Genomic DNA, 17,325 nt, shown 5'->3' with positions numbered 1-17,325 from the left:
ACTGCCGACAAGACGGACTGCGCTGCCATCGGGCTGGAAGGAGTGCACGGGCTTGTCCAACGCCACCCGCGGCACCGTTCTGGCCGGCCGCTACCGACTTGAAGACCGCTATCACGCCAACACCGACTCGTCGGTCTGGCGGGCGGCGGACCTCACGCTCGACCGGCCGGTGACGGTTCGGGTCATGAGACCCGGACACCCCTATTCGGCCGACGTGGCCGATGCCGCGCGCCGCGCCGCCCTGATCGATGATCCGCGCCTCGTGCGGGTGCTCGACGTGGGCACGCACGAGGACATCACGTTCATGGTCAGCGCCGACGTCGACGGCGACAGCCTGGCCACCCTGATCGAGCGGGCTCCGCTCGACCCACCGGTGGTGCGCCGCATCGTCGGTGAGGTGGCCCAGGGCCTGCGCGGCGCCGCTGCCCGCGGACTGCACCATCTGCGGCTGACCCCGCGCTCGGTGATCATCACCTACGACAACACCATCAAGATCTCCGGAGTGGCCGTCGAGGCCGCCTCCGCCGGGATCGACCCCAAGGTCGCGGCCACGGCCAGCCGGATGGACGCGCTGAGCCTCATCGGCCTGCTCTACGCCGGGCTCACCGGGCGCTGGCCACTCGACGACACCGGTTTCGCCCCGGCCCCGCGGGCGAACGACGGTGGACCGATCGCGCCCTCCGAACTGATCCCCGACATCCCCGGCGACCTGAACCGGCTGTGCCTGCTCACGCTCGGGCCGCTGGACAGCGGTCCGCACACCCCGGCCGAGGTCGTCGGTGCGCTCTCCCCGTGGCCGAGTGCCGACGAAGCGCCGCTGCGGTCGGCCTCCCGCCCGCGCCGGCCCGTCGCCCCGGCCACGCCGAACCCGGCGCTGGTCATGCGCGGGCGTCCGCCCCGGGGTCAGACCCCCGCCTCGGGCTTCCGGCCGGGTGGCCCGGTCTCCCCCATCGGATCTTCCGCCGGCCAGGGCGCTTCCGGACCGGTCGGTTCAGGTGCCTCCGCCCGGGATGCGTCGGCCTGGGCCCCGGCCGGTGGCGAGAGCCTGTTCGACCCGCGACGGCGCGACCGGGAAGTGGATCCGGACGCGACGCTTCCGCCGAGCGCGGTTCCCCCCGAGCTGTTCTCCCAGGTCCGGTCGGCCGGCAACCCCTCCGGGCAACCGCCTGTCAACCGGGGCTCGCGCCCGCAGGCCTGGCCGAGCGGGTCGCCCCCGGAGCGTCCGTCCGCCGCACCCCCGGAGAACGCCGCGCCCGCAGCCCGGCCCGAACGACGCACCGCGTCGCTGTTCCCGACCCCGAGCGTGGCGATCACCGGCTCGATGCCGTTGCCGCCGCGGGCCCAGGGTGGTGACCGCACCGACGCGATGTTCGGCAACCCCCCGGCCGGGGAAGAAGCCGCGCCGGAGACCGCCCGGAACTCCCAGCCGATTCAGCCGGTTCAGCCCGTTCAGCCGGTTGGTGGCAACCGCACCGACGGTGCGCGTCCGGCACCCCGAAAAGTCACCGCCGCTCCCCAGGTGCCCCAGGGACCGGGGTCTCCACAACGTCCTCGATCTCCACAGAACCAGCCCCGCCCGCAGGCTCCGCAGCGCCCCCAGAACCGCCCGCAGGGCGCGGAACCGGCCAGGCCGATGAGCCCGCCCGTGCGGCGTACCGCGTCGATCTTCCCGACGCCCAGTGTCGCGATGACCGGTTCGATGCCGCTGCCGCCGCGACCGAAGGGCGGCGACCGCACCGATGCCCTCTTCGGCATCGAGCCGGCCGCGAACACCGACCTCACCCCGGCCCCTCTGCGCGAGGCCCGGCGGGCGCAGCAGAACGCGTCTGCCCCGGAACCGGTCCGCCAACCTCGACAGCCACAGCAGCCACAGCAAACTCAGCAGCCCCCAAGGCCGCCGCAGCCCCCGACCGTACGGGCCGCCCAGTTCGCCCAGCCCCCCAGATCGGCGGGCAGCCCCGACCAGCCGAGGCCGAATCTGCTCGACAGCGGCCCGATCCCGACCGCCGCGGCAGCCCGCACCGCCGCCGGACTCCGGGCGGGCCGTCCGACCTCGCGTCCCCTTGCCGATGTACCGGGCTCCGGCAGCCCCAACCTGATGGCCCGACCGATCACCCCGGACCCCGGACCAGGGGCTTCACCGTCGTTCTTCGCCTCGGCGAGTACCGCCGGTCGGCCCGGCGCCGGCCGGCCGGGCAGTGACACACCCGACAGTGAAGTGGCGCCCGGCGACACCTGGGGCGAGCATTCCGCAATGGGTTCGCAGCCGTCGGCCGGTCCAGGACGTCACCGCGGCCCCGCCGACGGGCGTGCGTCGGCGGCCGCCGCCTCCCGCCTGCCCTGGGAACAGGGCTGGTCGCACAACCCGCACTCGAACGAGCCGCCCTCACCCCTGGAGTCGAGCGGGCCGTTCCCGATCGTGATCCCACCGGAGGCGCCGTCCAAGGGGCAGTCCCGCAAGGTGCTGTTCGGCATCGTCGGGGTGTTCCTGGTGCTGCTCCTGGTGGCCGCCTGGCAACTGCGCGGGGTGGTGCTCGATTCCGACGACGACTCGGTCGCCGTCCGGGAGACGGGCCCCCTCATCACCACGCAGCCGGCGAACACGGTCGAGCCGCCCCCGAGCCCGGGAGCCAGTGCCGAGGCAAAGGCCTCGGTGACGGCCGAACCCGTCGAGAAGATCGTCGAACCGGTGAAAATCCGTACCGCCACGGCAATCGACCCTCAGGGCGATGGCGACGAGAACTCCGCCGATGCACCCCGGGCGGTGGACGGCAAGAAGGGCACCGAATGGGAGTCCAACTGGTACGGAAATGCCAAATTTGGGGGCCTGAAGAAAGGCCTGGGGCTGGCGATCGAGTTGAGGCGTGCGGCGGCGGTAAGCTCCGCTGAGATCGATGTCGCCGGAACGGGTGGCCGGGTGCAGCTGCGCTCTGCCGACGGGCCGGACTACGACGGCTCGAAGCTGATCGGCTCCGGGAAGTTGGGCGACGGCAAGATCACGGTCGACCCCGATGACGATGTCGATGAGGCGAAGTACGTCATTGTGTGGTTCACCGAACTGCCCTCGATCGAGGGTGAGTACCGGCTGAATGTCTCCGAGGTGCGACTGACGTGAGTGACGACGGCGAGGTGGACGACCGCCGTCTGATCGCAGCCCACCTCACCGGCGATCCGGACGCCTTCTCCACGATCGTCCGCCGGCACGCCGACCGCCTCTGGGCGGTCGCTCTGCGCACCACCGGGGATCCTGAGGAAGCCGCCGACGCCGTGCAGGACGCGATGGTCTCGGCACTGCGCTATGCCGACCACTATCGGGGTGACGCAGCGGTCAGTACGTGGCTGCACCGGATCGTGGTGAACGCCGCGCTCGACCGCATGCGCCGGCGCGCCGCCCGGCCGAGCGTGCCCCTGGGCGAGCGCGACGTGATCACGGGGATCGACGAGCACGGCGCCACGGTGGCCCGGCTCGACGTCCGGTCCGCCCTGAACAAGCTCCCCGAGGCGCAGCGCGTTGCCCTGGTGCTGGTCGACCTCGACGACGTCCCGGTCGCCGAGGTGGCTCAGATGCTGGGTGTGGCGGAAGGCACGGTGAAGTCGCGGTGCTCGCGCGGCCGTGTCGCCCTGGCCCAGCTGCTGCGCGGCGAGACCCCCGGGTCCCAGCCTGTTTCCCCTGCTCAGAAACATGATCGCCGGCCCGGGCAGACCAGCACCGCGACACCCGGTTTCATCGGTGACGCCCGCCCGAGCCCGTACCGCAACGACCCCTATGACGATGACCAGGGTGGCCGTCCGGGAAATCCCGGGAACCCGAGAGGCACCGGCCGCGTCAGAGCTGACGAACCACCACGAGGACGCAGCCGAGCAGGAGAGGGGTGGTGAGCATGCCCGCACACCCGGAAGATGACCTCCTCGCCGACCTCGCCGCCGACGTACTCCCCATCGATGTGGCCCGGCAGGTCGAGGGGCACGTGATGGGCTGCGCCCGGTGCTCCGCGGTGCTCTCCAGCGCCGAGGGCATCCGGGGCCTGATCCGTCAGGCGCCGCCCGAGACGATGCCCCCGCAGGTGATGGCCCGGCTGGAGCAGGCGCTCACCCTGGCCCGGGGTGGCCAGGTGTCGCAGCCGCTGCCACAGGCACAACCGCAGCACCCCCGTCGGGGCGCCACCGGCCCGGTACGCCGTGATGCCCACAGCGGCAACAGCGGCAATACCGGCCCGCAACAGCAGCAACACTCCACCGGCCCGCAGCGACAGCGCCCGGCGACCCCCCAGCCACAGCAACCCTCACCACAGCAGCCCCCGCACCACACCGGCCCGCAACCGGCGCGACGGGACCGTTCACAGCCCGCCCCGAACACCTCGTCCTTCACCGTGCGGCCGCTCAACCTGCCCACGAGCAACGAGGCCCCGGTGTTCCCGGCGGGTGACGCGACCATCCTTCAGCCGGCGGTCCGTGACAACGGCCCCGATCCGGAGCTGACCCAGCCGGTACGCAAGCGCCGCGGCACCCGGGCGGCGCCGGGGCCCGACACCGGTTCGATGACCCGCACGATGCGCCCGGTGCGCGACCGGGCGCCCGGCAAGCTCACCCGGATGGAGAACTCCACCCAGGCCGTGCGCGTGCGCCGCCAGGCACTGGAGGAGCAGAAGGCCGAAGAGCCCTCACGCTGGCCCCGGATCCCGGCGGGCCTGGTCGCCGCGGTGGTGATCGTGCTGGCCCTGGCCGGCGGTGGCGCCACCTGGATGCTCAAGGGCCGGGGCTCGGAGAGCGAGTCCAGCGGCGCGAGCACGGCGGCGAGCGGTCCCCTTCTGGCCACGGTGCAGGAAACCGGCACCCAGTACCAGCGGGCCGGGCTGAAGAAGCAGATCGACGGCCTGGTGACGACCCCGGTGACGGCTCCTTCCGCGACTGCGGGCGAGAGCGGCGACACCACGATGTCCGCCCAGAGCCAGGGCGAGCCCGAGACCGGCGAGATGCCGGGTGCGTCCGGGACGGAGACCGGGACCGACAACGGTGAGCTGCTGAAAGACCCCAAGGCACTGGAGAAGTGTCTTCAGGCGATCGACCAGCAAGACGCGCATCCGGTCGCGGTCGACCTCGCCACCTACAACGGTCGCGAGGCCGCGCTGATCGTCCTGCCTGGTGCAAGTGGTGGATACGACGTGTGGATCGTCGCCCGAACCTGTCAACCTGGTGACGACGGCACCATCGATGTGGTCGAGGTGCAGTCGTGAGGCGCCTCTGAACGGGGGCATCTACTGAGCCTGCGCAGGCGGTGGCGTCGGGAACACGACGAGCACCCGAACGGTTCTACAGCGAGCAGGCAATTCCGTGGACTTGGAGAAGACGTGAGCGACGTCAGGAACGTCATCATCATCGGTTCGGGCCCGGCGGGCTACACCGCGGCTCTGTACGCGGCGCGCGCCAACCTGAACCCCCTGGTCTTCGAGGGTTCGGTGACTTCCGGTGGCGCTCTGATGAACACCACCGAGGTGGAGAACTTCCCCGGCTTCCCCGACGGCATCCAGGGCCCGGAGCTGATGGACAAGATCCGCAGCCAGGCCGAGAAGTTCGGGGCCGAGCTGATCCCGGACGATGTCACGGAGCTGCACGCCACGGGTGACATCAAAGAGGTCAAGCTGCACGACGGCACGACCTACCGCGCCCGGTCCGTGATCCTGGCCACCGGTTCGGCCTACCGCGAGCTCGGCCTGCCCAAGGAGAAGGTTCTCTCCGGGCACGGCGTGAGCTGGTGCGCGACCTGTGACGGTTTCTTCTTCCGCGAGCAGGACATCGCCGTGATCGGCGGTGGCGACTCCGCGCTGGAAGAGGCCACCTTCCTCACCCGCTTCGCCCGCTCGGTCACGGTGGTGCACCGCCGCGACTCGCTGCGCGCCTCGAAGATCATGCAAGACCGCGCGCAGGCCAACCCGAAGATTCGCTGGGCCTGGAACAGCGAGGTCGTGGACATTCACGGCGACGCGAAGGTCTCCGGCATCCGGCTGCGCGACACCGTCACCGGTGAAGAGCGCGATCTGGACATCACCGGCCTGTTCGTGGCGATCGGTCACGACCCGCGCACCGAGCTGATCAAGGGTGTGCTGGAGCTCGACGACGCCGGCTACATCAAGACCGAGGGCCGCTCCTCCCGCACCAGCGTGCCCGGCGTGTTCGCCTGTGGCGACGTGGTCGACCACGAGTACCAGCAGGCCATCACCGCCGCTGCGTCCGGCACCACGGCCGCGATCGACGCCGAGCGCTTCCTGGCCGCGGTGGAAGACGTCACCAACGGTCTCGACGAGGGTGCGGTGGCGAGCGCGGCCAAGGAGCGCACCGAGACGGTCGCCAACTGGAGCGCTGTCACTCACTGAGGTGGTTCCGGGCCCGCCGGGAACTCGCGGGCCCGACCTCCCCGCCGCGGCCCACCGGGTCCGGCATCATCATCCAGACCCGTTTCGGGCCTGGTCTCGCTGAATTGAAATCGCTTCACCGCTTGCCACTTTCGAGGAGAAACCATGGCTGACACGACCAGCGCGCCCAAGGCCGTCACGGACGAGACGTTCGACGCCGAGGTGCTGAAGTCCGACAAGCCGGTGCTGGTCGACTTCTGGGCCCCGTGGTGCGGCCCGTGCCTGCAGGTGGCGCCGGTTCTGGCCGAGATCGCCGCACAGCACCCGGAGATCACCGTGGTGAAGATCAACACCGACGAGAACCCGAAGGTCGCGGCCTCCGCTGGCATCACCTCGATCCCGACGCTGAACGTTTACCAGAACGGGGAGCTGGTGAAGTCGCTCATCGGTGCGAAGCCGAAGCCGATCCTGCTCCGTGAGCTGGCCGACTTCCTGAACTGATCACACCGACGATGGTGAGTTCTTCCCCCCGCCATCAGAACGGAGCGCCGGCCGCCGTGGATGTGCCCACCAGCCTGCTCGCTGCGGCCGGGCGCCCGCTCCGCCTGGGTGACACCGACGATCTCGTGCCGGTTCTGCGGGCCCTGCTGATCCGGGCGGGTGTCCTGCTGCCGGGTGCGCCTTCTGCTGAGCAGTCCCTCTTCGACCACCAGCTCGACGGGGCCGTGCGCGGTTTCCAGCAAGACCGGGGCCTGGTCGCCGACGGTCTGGTCGGGCCGCAGACGGCCTTCGCCCTGGACGGCGCCCGCTGGCGTCTGGGCGACCGCACCCTGCTGCTCACCGCCGGCCACTGGATGCGTGGCGACGACGTGTCGGCGCTCCAGGAGCGGATGGTCGTGCTGGGTCTGCACGCCGGTCCGGTCGACGGCATCTTCGGGCCGGCCACCGAGGCGTCGCTGCGCGAATTGCAGCGTGGTCTCGGCCTGCCCGCCGACGGCATCTGCGGCCGTCCCACATTCACGGCCATCGGCGCTCTCGGGCGGTCCGTCTCGGGCGGGGACGCCTGGGCGCTGCGCTCACGGGGTTCTGTGGCCATGGCCGGAGTCAGCCTGACCGGCAAGACCGTGGTGCTCGACCCCGGCTCCGACCGCACGCCGGGCGCCGGTGGGGTCAACGAGGCGGCCGTGGCTTACGACGTCGCTCTGCGGCTGGCCGACCGGCTCTCCGCCGTCGGTGCCCGAGTCCGGCTGACCCGTCAGCCCGACGAGGACATCAGCACCGAAGACCGCGTCGCCCTGGCCGAGTCGGAGGGCGCCGATCTGGTGATCTCCCTGGTCACCGAGAGGCTCGCGAATCCGGTGGCCTCGGGCGTGGCCACGTTCTACTGGGGTGGTGGCCGGGTCGGGCAGCACTCCGAGGTCGGGCAGCGTCTGGCAGTGCTGTTGCAGCGCGAGATCGTGGCCCGCACCGGGATGCTGGACGACCGCAGTCACCCGTGCTCGTATGATCCGGTGCGGCTGACCCGGATGCCCGCGGTCATCCTGGCCCTGGGGTACCTCACCAATCCCGGCGACGCCGAGCGCCTGGGCGACGCGGACTTCCGGTCCCTGATCGCCGAGTCGATGCTGTTCGCCGTGCAGAGGCTCTACCTGGCCGAGAACGACGCCGAGACCGGCACGCTATCGCTCAGCGACGTGCAGGCTTTCGCGCGCCAACGCTGATCTCTTGAGCGATGCGAAAGGCCCCCACCGATTCGGTGGGGGCCTTTCGCGTGGGGCTGACCTGCGTCCCTCATTGGTTGCTTGGAGGACGATGTGAGCTACGGGGCGACGCCGGTGCCGGTGAGCGCGGGGAGACGCACGGTGCCCAGGATCTGCTCAAGGGCGAGTTCGACATCTTCACGCCACGACGTGGCGGTCTTGAGTTCGAGCCGCAGCCGCGGAAAACGATGGTGCTGACGCACGGTCTTGAACCCGACGGCGGTGAGCAGGTCGGCCGGCACGAGACAGGACGCCTTCTCCTTGTCGTCATCGGCGGGATCCGCGGCCATTCCGCCACCGGCGGTCAGCCCGAAAGCCTCCAGCGCGCGCACTCCGCGCCTGCTCAGGTCTTTCGCCGTGGCCTGCAGCAGCATCCGGGCCAGGCCGGCCCCGGCGAACTGCGGCAGCACCCGGGAAGTCATTAGCAACACGGCATCGCCGCTGACGGGTGACGTCGGGAACTCCAGGGCGCGCGGCACCAGGGTGGGCGGCGCGTAGGTGACGAAGCCGGCGGGCTGCTCGTCGACGTAGGCGATCCGGCCGCACGACCCCCATTCCAGCAACGTCCCGGAGATCCAGGCTTCTTTCTCGAACCCGGTGTCCCCGGCCTTCATGGCCTGTTTCGCTGCCAGTGGGTCGAGTTCCCAGGTGACACAACGCCGGCACGTACTCGGAAGATCCGAGAGGTTGTCCAGCGTGAGCGGTGCGAGCCTGCGGCTCATCCAGCAGCTCCTGCGGCGGTCGGTGCGATTTTGAGTCGATCAGATCCTCGGCAGACAGAAGAATACTGACGAGGGTGGCGAACGAAATAGATCGTAAGCCTGTCGCGCCGGACACGTGAATACGTCATGTAGCTACTTTCCAGTTACTGAACGTAATGCCGTGGACAAGGCCCTGTCTTACTGATGGTCTGCTCCATTCAGGCCTCGCGAGCGGTGAAGGTGGGATCAGCACCATGCAGACCGGTGATGGGTTCAGGAGCGACAAGGGTTCACGGTTGGATCGTTGGCTGGGCTCGTACGCAGCACGCACCCACGGGATGACGGCATCCGAGATCCGGGCCCTCTTCGCCGTGGCCAGCCGACCCGAGGTGGTATCGCTCGCCGGGGGTATGCCCAACCTGTCGGCCCTTCCCATGGATGTGGTCAGCCGGTCGGTGGCCGGGCTGGTCGACCGGAAGGGCTCGGTGGCCCTGCAGTACGGCTCCGGCCAGGGCGATCCGGAGCTACGCCGGCGCATCCTCGACGTGATGGCGCCCAACCAGGTCACCGCTCATCCCGACGACATCGTCGTGACCACCGGTTCCCAGCAGGCCCTCGACCTGGTGACCCGCATTTTTGTCGATCCTGGGGACGTCGTTCTCGCCGAGGCTCCCAGTTACGTGGGTGCGCTGGGAGTCTTCCGGTCGTACCAGGCTGACGTCGTTCATGTCCCGATGGACGAGGAAGGCCTGATCCCGGAAGCCCTTTCAGAGACCTTGATCGCTCTGCGACGTGCCGGCCGGCGAGTGAAACTGCTCTACACGGTTCCCAACTATCACAACCCGGCGGGCGTCACCATGGCCGCCCACCGGCGTCCTCAGATCCTGGAAATCACCCGCCGCTTCGGCGTTCTCGTGATGGAAGACGACCCCTACGGTCTGCTCGGTTTTGACGGTGACCCCCTGCCGGCGATGCGTTCCCTCGACGACGACGGCGTGATCTATCTGGGTTCCTTCTCCAAGACCTTCGCCCCGGGCTTCCGCGTGGGCTGGGCCGTCGCCCCGCACGCCGTCCGCGAGAAACTGGTGCTGGCCAGCGAATCCGCGATCCTGTGTCCCAGCTCGTTCAGCCAGATGGCAGTGTCCACCTACCTGGCCGAGCACGACTGGAAGCATCAGATCGGCCTGTTCCGCGAGCTCTACCGAGAACGCCGCGACGCCATGCTGCAGGCCCTGCACGACATGCTGCCCACCTCGAACTGGACCAACCCGCAGGGCGGTTTCTACGTCTGGGTCCAGGTGCCCGACGGTCTGGACACGAAAGCCATGCTGCCCCGCGCGGTCACGGCCCGCGTGGCCTATGCGCCCGGAACCGGTTTCTACACCGACGGCCAGGGCCGCGACTACATGCGGCTGTCGTACTGCTATCCGACCCCGGAACGGATTCGCGAAGGCGTCCGCCGGCTGGCCGGGGTAATTGATGAAGAGCTGGAAGTACAGGCCACTTTCGGCCCCGCACCGCGGTCGAACCGGATCGGCTCGTCTTTCGAGTCGCCGGGACCTGACCTCTCCTAGTTCACGTCACAAACAAATGTCTGCTGGAGGTACGGAAGTCATGTTGTCACCGCGGGTTCTGATCCTGGCGGGTGGCCTCTCGCACGAGCGCGAGGTATCCCTTCGGTCGGGCCGCCGGGTCGCCGAGGTCCTGCGTGAGGCTGGATGTGAGGTCACCGTCACTGATGTCGACGACCGGCTGCTCGACACTCTGCGGTCGGGTCAGATCGATGTGGTGTGGCCGCTGCTGCACGGGGTCAATGGTGAGGACGGCGCGGTACGAGACGTTCTCGAACTCGTCGGGGTGCCCTACATCGGGTCGGATCCGGCCGCGTGCCGGCTCTCCTGGGACAAGTCCGTGGCCAAGAGTGTCGCCGCGGAAGCCGGGCTGACCGCACCACGATTCGTCGCATTGCCCCACGGCATCTTCCGCGAGCTCGGAGCGAACCGGGTGCTGACCTCGATCGTGGAACGGCTCGGTCTGCCGCTGGTGGTGAAGCCGGCGCGGGGTGGATCGGCGCTGGGCGCGAGTGCCGTACGCCGGGAGGAGTCGCTGCCGCGGGCGATGGTCGACTGCTTCGCGTACGGCGATGTGGCGCTGGTCGAGCAGCAGATCTCCGGGGTCGAGGTCGCCGTGACGGTGCTGGACACGGGCGACGGTCCGGTCGCCCTGCCGCCGGTCGAGATCGTGCCGGACTCCGGGTTCTACGACTTCGACGCGCGTTACGTCGCCGGGGCCACCGAGTTCTTCTGCCCGGCCAGGCTTTCCGACGAGGCCGAAGCCGCGGTGAAAGCTGCCGCGCTGTCTGCGCACGAGGCGTTCGGGCTGCGCCACGTTTCCCGTACCGATCTCATCGTGGACAAGACCGGGCAACCGTGGTTCCTCGAGGTCAACGTGGCGCCGGGCATGACCGAGACGTCGTTGCTGCCGATGTCGATCGAGGCCGCCGGGCTGTCACCGGCGTCGGTCTACCGGCAGTTGGTCGAACGGGCTCTCGTCTGACGGTTCTTCCCGAACACAGATTGAGGACGCCTACCAGCACGCGTGCTGGTAGGCGTCCTCAATCTGTGTTCGGTTCTACTGCCCGTTCTGGAACGCCTTACGCAGCTCCGGAGTGAGGATGTCGAGGATCCGGTTGAGGTCTTCGACGCTGGCGAAATCGACGCTCAGCTTGCCCTTGGTCAGCCCGAGCGCGATGTTGACACGAGTGTCGAGCAGGTCGGCCAGGCGGCTCGCCAGATCGTCGAGTTCGACGTTCTTGCCTCCGGCCTTCGGCTTGTTGCGCGGCTTGGACTTGGTCTCGCTCGGATCGGTGAGCTTGACGACCTCTTCCGTGGATCGGACGGAGAGCCCTTCTTCAACGATGCGCGTCGCGAGTTTGTCCATGGCTTCGGAGTCTTCGAGACCCAGCAGCGCACGAGCGTGCCCGGCCGAGAGCACGCCGGCCGCGACTCGCTTCTGCACCTTGGACGGCAGACGAAGAAGCCGGATCGTGTTGCTGATCTGCGGCCGGGACCGGCCGATCCGCGTGGCCAGAACCTCGTGCGTGCAACCGAAGTCGTCGAGCAACTGCTGGTAGGCCGCGGCCTCTTCCAGCGGGTTCAGTTCACTGCGGTGCAGGTTCTCGAGCAGGGCGTCGCGCAGCAGGTCGTCGTCGTTGGTGTCGCGGACGATGGCCGGAACCGTTTCGAGCCCGGCCTTCTGACTCGCCCGCCACCGGCGCTCGCCCATGATGAGCTGGTACGAGATCTCTTTGCCGTCGGCGTCGGTGCCGGGCACCGCTCGCACGACGATGGGCTGGAGAACACCGATCTCTTTGATCGAGTGCACCAGTTCGTCCATCGCCTCTTCGTCGAACACCGTCCGCGGCTGGCGGGGGTTCGGCCCGATGGTGCCGACCGGAAGTTCGGTGAAGTAGGCACCCGGCACCTGGACCAGCTCGGGGCCCTTCGGCGCTTCGGGCTCGGCCGGCTTCTTCGTCTCCAGGTCGACCTTGGTGTCCGTCGTCTCCGGCGTGGCCTTGGCCGCCGGCTCCTTGACCGGGGCCGGGGTCTTCACCTTCGCCGAGTCAGCCGGGCTCTCGCCGTCCTGACGCTCACTGAAGAAAGCACTGTCCACCGGGCTGTCGCCAGCAGGACGGGCGGCCGGAGGCGGCGGGATCAGCGCTCCGAGGCCTCGCCCCAAGCCTCTACGCTTATCGCTCACGCCTGCTCCTCGTCATTACGCATGGGTCTTTCCGCTCTGTCACGTGCTTGCGCCGGTTGGCTGTCGAGTCCCCGTCAACGGCCTTGCCTGTGCGCCCATCGGGTGAGATTCACCCATGTGGCGCAGCTCGTACATCCCGACTCGACGAATATGCCTCAAGGCTGAACCCTTCCGCCCGTCGAGTCGGGTGGCTACTGGCCGTTCTCGTCCGAACGCCCCAGTCGCAACCAAGGCCGTTGTCACGACTGGTCGGTCTTGGTCTCTTGTCGTGCTGTTCGTTTCACGTGCGGTTTGCGTGGGCCTGTCGCTGCTCGCGCTCATTGTCGTCAAGGACCTGCTCTGCCAGTTCACGGGCGGCCTCCAGGTAGGAGAGCGCGCCGCTCGAGGCTGGGTCGTAGGTCATGACCGTCTGCCCGTGGCTCGGGGCCTCGGAGATCCGGACCGACCGCGGAACCGTTGTCTTCAGCACCTCGGTGGTGAAGTGTGCCCGAACCTCGTCGGCAACCTGCGACGACAGGCGGGTACGCCCGTCGTACATGGTCAGAAGAATCGTGGAGACGTGAAGCCGGGGGTTGAGGTGCCCCTTGATCAGGTCCACGTTCTTCAGCAGCTGGGACAAGCCCTCCAGCGCGTAGTACTCGCACTGGATCGGGATCAGCACCTCCTGCGCCGCGACGAACGCGTTGACCGTCAGCAGCCCCAGGCTCGGTGGGCAGTCGATGAGGATGTAGTCGAGACGCCCCGGGCCGGCCTCCTGCTCCTCAAGGTAGGTGGCCACCGCCCGCTGAAGCCGCGATTCACGAGCCACCAGCGAGACCAGCTCGATCTCGGCACCGGCCAGGTCGATGGTCGCCGGTGCGCACCAGAGGTTCTCGACGTCCGGGCACTTTTGCACGACATCTTTCAGCGGCAGGCCCTCGACCAGCACGTCGTAGATGCTCGGCACCTCGGCGTGATGGTCGATGCCCAGCGCTGTGGACGCGTTGCCCTGCGGGTCGTTGTCGAGCACCAGCACCCGCAGGCCGGCCTGGGCGAGAGCCGCCGCCAGGTTGACCGTCGTCGTCGTCTTACCGACGCCGCCCTTCTGATTCGACACGGTCAGCACCCGTGTCTCCTTCGGACGCGGGAAACGACGCCCGGCCAGCGCGATGCGGCGGCGTGTGTCTTCAGCGACCTCCAGCGCGAGCGGGGTGTCGTCGATCAGCGAGATCGATTCGACCAGCGGCTGACTTCCTGTCGCCGGCGGTGCGGTCATTGCGCCAGTCTCTCGGGCTTCCGCAGGACGCTGGACCGGCTGCCGGAATCCCGGAGTCGGTTCAGTTCCCAGCTCCACTCCCAGCCAGGGACGGGTGACAGAAACCGAGTATCCGGCCTCAGTGTCCGCATTGCTGGGCTCGTTGCTCGATGACATCCGAACCTCTGGAGATGATGTGGGGGAACTCAGGGCTCGTGCCCCGGTCCGGCTGGCACCGTTGTCGGCGCCGACGTGCTGGTGATCATTGGCCGGAGCGCTTCCGTGTCGCTCGGCCCGGTCCATGTCGATCAAAGTGCCATTCTCGCCAAGAGCCGCCCGGCTCGCGTACGCCGCGACGATCTCTTCAATGTCAGGCGTCGCGATCGGCCGGCCCGGAATCCTCAAAGGTGCATCGCCACGATCGTATCTCTCCACGGCGAACACTCCTCCCCCGGTGGTGAAGCGATCTACCGGAGCGGGCGGAATGTCGTCGTCACGCAGGCCGACCACTGCATCGCGCAGATCTACCACAGTGTCGGAGCGCTGAGCCGGGCGCTGGTCAGGGTCGATCGATGGCTCAGGCGCCGGCCCTTGGTCAACCGGCGGAACCGAAGCCAGCCCGTCATCGTCCCGGTCGGCCTTTCCCGAAGGAGCAGCAGTCAGTGGGTGAGGCGGTGTTTGAAGCTGAGGCGATGCTGAGGGCTGGGCTACCACTGAGGGCTGCACGACCGGGGTCGGCGCCGCGTGCCGTCCAGTTCGCGGAACGTCGACCGACTGTTCCGTCGTAGAGGTCACTTCGACTGCGGGCTGTGTTTCAGAGCCGGCCGCTCGTGCGAAGACAGTGGCGCGCTTGGCTGCGGGCTCAGGGTCGGACTCAGGTTTGCGGGGCGATGTTTCACGGGAAACCAACTTGTGGTCGCTCTTAGGCCAACCAAGACCATTGGCCATTCGCTTGAGTGCTGCCGAGGGCCAGCCCAATTCGCTCACCAACGTCCCTTCCATTGTCCAGCTCCGCCATCATCTCGCGTTCGACCCGTCTAGGTGCGCTCATCCACAGGTTTTCCCGGCTGTGGAAAACTTCCTCGCTAGTGGATGCCCGCTGATCGAGCCCATCAGAGCTGGTGAGGACGCCATCCGCGTCATCCACCGCAGTCATCCACACCTGGGGATCCCCACATTGTCCACAGGCCAGTGATGAGCGATGTGCGCCGAGCCACCACCACGTTCTTTCCCCGAGATGGCTTCAGTCAACCATGCCGACATCACACTACCTATGATGCAAGACCCGATGTACTGCGAGTCACCGGTCAGGTGGTGAATGTGATGGCACAATCCTCCGGCCGCTGTGGCGATTGACCCGCGGAACTACGCCTCGACGCGTCGGGCTCGTTGTTCCACGTGAAACGACGAGATGACCTCACCATGACGCCGCTACGGGAGGCGCGGACTGCGTAGCGGAACGCGTCCATCCGGAACCGGTCCGCCAACATCAATCAGACCAATTCCGGCCGTCCCTCTAAATGCGTGACTGATGCAGCGCCTAGGGAATGGGGTCTGTCCGCGCGCCGACGTCGGCCCGCCCTCGAGCCGCCTTCTCCGACTGATAAGCCAGGCCCCTAGAGCCACCTCAACCTCATAGGTGATCGATCGCCTATGTCTACCGGCGTGGTGTCACAGATTTTCAAAGCGGCGTTCGACGGGCACTTGCACCCGTAACGCGCGCTCTCGCCACCCGAACGGTCAGGCGCAACGAGTGCGCGTTGAGTCACTTTCCGAATCATGATCGGGTTGTCCTCACATCCGGTCAGGAGCTCACCAGTTCCTCGGTGAAGATCGACGGATGACACCCGATGACCAGCCGGCACTGGGCGACCAGCGAGCGGGCGTAGCCCAATCTCGTCGGGTGCTCTCGCCAGCCCGTGTCCCTTCGGCCGCACCTCTCAATTGGCGATTCGCTGCGAAGGGGTTGTCCCCGGGCCGGCTGCCGCCCGATATTCCGAACCGACTTCGCCCAGGATTGGACCGTGAAAACAGTCCCTCTCCTTATCCCCCAGCAACACCACCAGTCGGCCTCGGTCTCTGGCTGTCGCCTATCCCCGAGGCCAGGCCAACAAGCCTGACCCCTTCTGAACCATTGGACTCCTGGATATCTAAACACCCGCACACCCGCACACCCGCACACCCGCACACCCGCACACCCGCACACCCGCACACCCGCACACCCGCACACCCGCACACCCGCACACCCGGACTCCCGGACTCCCGGACTCCCGGACTCCCGGACTCCCGGACTCCCGGACTCCCGGACTCCCGGACTCCCGGACTCCCGGACCATCATCCAGTCTCCGTTGCAGTGGCCTAGACACACTTCGCTCCGTTGGGCGTGATCATGCAAACCTTCCCCGGAAGGTGAGGGCGTCTCCCGGCTGAAGACAGGGGAGCTCGCCTGATCACGAACGAGAAGGTGCCGATCTCTGCGATCACCGCAGGCGCTGACCGACCTTCCACCCGACCCGTTCCGCTTCGTGAACTGATCTCATGGCCCGGCGCCCCAACATGACGTCGTGAACCCGATCCCATCCCCAAGCACCGTGTGGACTTGCACCGCCCCAGACGGGCTCGCATTGGCCGGCCAACAACCGCCGAGATGTAGCGGGCAGGTCCTCACAGCTCTGCGGCGTCTCAAGCAAGACCTTCGCAGCCCCACTACTCACCAAGTGGTTTCCGGTACCCAAGCTGGACTTCACGACCGCCTCTTGCCCTGCTCTATTAACGCTTCACCATTAGCCCCGAAACCAACGCCAGGATGAACGTCACGGACTTGATCGAGCGCAGACTTCGATGGCTCCCTCCCCAGCGGAACGCATCTGACGCGGCGGTGTGCGGTCCGGTGTTCTTCGGGATCGCGTCGGGACACATCCCAGTTAGTCCCCCGGTCTTCCCTACCTCACAGCAACTAATCACCGGGGCACGCCCATGGACTTGGTTCCCACCCCCAAGTACGCGGGCCTCGGGTGGTTGACCTCATTGACTCATCGTCAATGTTGATCGCACAACGGCTTCCCCACTGACCGCCGGTATCAACCGCTTGGAGCCCGGTCTGGAAGACTCCGACGGATTTGGGTGACACCAATCAATGCATTGCCATGAGTCCTGATGTGCCTTCCAGCCAATCGACGAACACACACCACCAGCCCGTGGCGTCTTCACACTCCTTCAGTCCTGAACTAAGACGCTCCGTTCGGTCTGGCCCAGCCGAAGAATCCCCCTTGAGGATCTCTCAGCGCAGGCCCTCATCTGCCTCCCTGTTTCTGCAGCGCTACCGTCGCAGGTCATACGTATCGGTTGAACCTTGGCGTCGAGCCGATGGACGTCCGGATCCTTCGACGCGGATCGAGATTGCCATCCGAAGAGAGCCGATAGAAGCAGACCGGCCACGGTCCGATCAGTGCGGATCAATAGAGAAGGTAGTGGCCATCGAAACCCTCATAGGGGCGTCGAGCTCGATGTGAGAAGCAGTG

Annotated in this window: 11 protein-coding genes; 8 read left to right on the top strand and 3 right to left on the bottom strand. The window is 67.8% G+C overall.

The window, feature by feature from the left end:
* The first annotated feature begins 52 nt into the window (after positions 1–52).
* From LR393_RS10770 to LR393_RS10745, 6 genes are all read left to right on the top strand, one after another.
* On the top strand, positions 53–3,115 hold the full coding sequence (locus LR393_RS10770; RefSeq protein ID WP_231483669.1) for a protein kinase family protein: 3,063 nt from the start codon (positions 53–55) through the stop codon (positions 3,113–3,115).
* Positions 3,112–3,879: an RNA polymerase sigma factor SigM gene (sigM, locus tag LR393_RS10765; RefSeq protein WP_231483667.1), complete on the top strand. Its 768-nt coding sequence runs from the start codon at positions 3,112–3,114 to the stop codon at positions 3,877–3,879. The genes LR393_RS10770 and sigM overlap by 4 nt, the downstream gene beginning before the upstream one ends.
* Positions 3,876–5,234, top strand: coding sequence for a hypothetical protein (locus LR393_RS10760; protein ID WP_231483666.1), 1,359 nt, complete (start codon positions 3,876–3,878; stop codon positions 5,232–5,234). The genes sigM and LR393_RS10760 overlap by 4 nt, the downstream gene beginning before the upstream one ends.
* A gap of 114 nt (positions 5,235–5,348) precedes the next feature.
* A complete protein-coding gene (trxB, locus tag LR393_RS10755; protein WP_231483664.1) occupies positions 5,349–6,371 on the top strand; it encodes a thioredoxin-disulfide reductase in 1,023 nt (340 codons plus the stop codon).
* A 144-nt stretch (positions 6,372–6,515) separates the two neighbouring features.
* Positions 6,516–6,851 carry a thioredoxin gene (gene trxA / locus LR393_RS10750; RefSeq protein WP_231483662.1) on the top strand — a complete coding sequence of 112 codons (336 nt, stop codon included), beginning with the start codon at positions 6,516–6,518 and terminating at the stop codon, positions 6,849–6,851.
* 56 nt (positions 6,852–6,907) lie between these two features.
* Positions 6,908–8,071, top strand: coding sequence for an N-acetylmuramoyl-L-alanine amidase (locus tag LR393_RS10745; RefSeq protein ID WP_231483660.1), 1,164 nt, complete (start codon positions 6,908–6,910; stop codon positions 8,069–8,071).
* A gap of 98 nt (positions 8,072–8,169) precedes the next feature.
* Here LR393_RS10745 and LR393_RS10740 read toward each other — a convergent pair whose 3' ends face one another.
* On the bottom strand, positions 8,170–8,832 hold the full coding sequence (locus LR393_RS10740; protein ID WP_231483658.1) for a GNAT family N-acetyltransferase: 663 nt from the start codon (positions 8,830–8,832) through the stop codon (positions 8,170–8,172).
* Positions 8,833–9,065: 233 nt separating this feature from the next.
* Between LR393_RS10740 and LR393_RS10735 the strand changes: the two genes are divergently transcribed.
* Positions 9,066–10,385 carry an aminotransferase-like domain-containing protein gene (locus LR393_RS10735; RefSeq protein ID WP_407937305.1) on the top strand — a complete coding sequence of 440 codons (1,320 nt, stop codon included), beginning with the start codon at positions 9,066–9,068 and terminating at the stop codon, positions 10,383–10,385.
* Positions 10,386–10,425: 40 nt separating this feature from the next.
* Positions 10,426–11,367 (top strand): D-alanine--D-alanine ligase family protein, encoded by a 942-nt coding sequence (locus tag LR393_RS10730; RefSeq protein ID WP_231483654.1) that lies wholly within the window; start codon positions 10,426–10,428, stop codon positions 11,365–11,367.
* A gap of 75 nt (positions 11,368–11,442) precedes the next feature.
* Here the strand turns inward: LR393_RS10730 and LR393_RS10725 are convergent, their stop codons facing one another.
* Together LR393_RS10725 and LR393_RS10720 are read right to left on the bottom strand one after the other, a co-directional pair.
* Entirely contained in the window at positions 11,443–12,570 is a 1,128-nt protein-coding gene (locus tag LR393_RS10725) for a ParB/RepB/Spo0J family partition protein (RefSeq protein ID WP_231483652.1), read from the bottom strand.
* 280 nt (positions 12,571–12,850) lie between these two features.
* Positions 12,851–13,825, bottom strand: a complete 975-nt coding sequence (locus tag LR393_RS10720; protein WP_231483650.1) for a ParA family protein — start codon at positions 13,823–13,825, stop codon at positions 12,851–12,853.
* Positions 13,826–17,325: the final 3,500 nt, after the last annotated feature.

The sequence above is a fragment of the Kineosporia mesophila genome, assembly GCF_021129235.1.
GTDB classification, from domain to species: Bacteria; Actinomycetota; Actinomycetes; order Actinomycetales; family Kineosporiaceae; genus Kineosporia; species Kineosporia mesophila.
Note: the sequence above shows the minus strand (reverse complement) of the source record. Positions and strands in the feature narration are given on the sequence as shown.

Excerpts from the sequence above, each read along its gene's own strand:
- LR393_RS10720 (WP_231483650.1), bottom strand. The coding sequence starts at position 13,825 with ATGACCGCACCGCCGGCGACAGGAAGTCAGCCGCTGGTCGAATCGATC.
- LR393_RS10730 (WP_231483654.1), top strand. The coding sequence starts at position 10,426 with ATGTTGTCACCGCGGGTTCTGATCCTGGCGGGTGGCCTCTCGCACGAG.
- trxA (WP_231483662.1), top strand. The coding sequence starts at position 6,516 with ATGGCTGACACGACCAGCGCGCCCAAGGCCGTCACGGACGAGACGTTC.
- LR393_RS10740 (WP_231483658.1), bottom strand. The coding sequence starts at position 8,832 with ATGAGCCGCAGGCTCGCACCGCTCACGCTGGACAACCTCTCGGATCTT.
- LR393_RS10735 (WP_407937305.1), top strand. The coding sequence starts at position 9,066 with ATGCAGACCGGTGATGGGTTCAGGAGCGACAAGGGTTCACGGTTGGAT.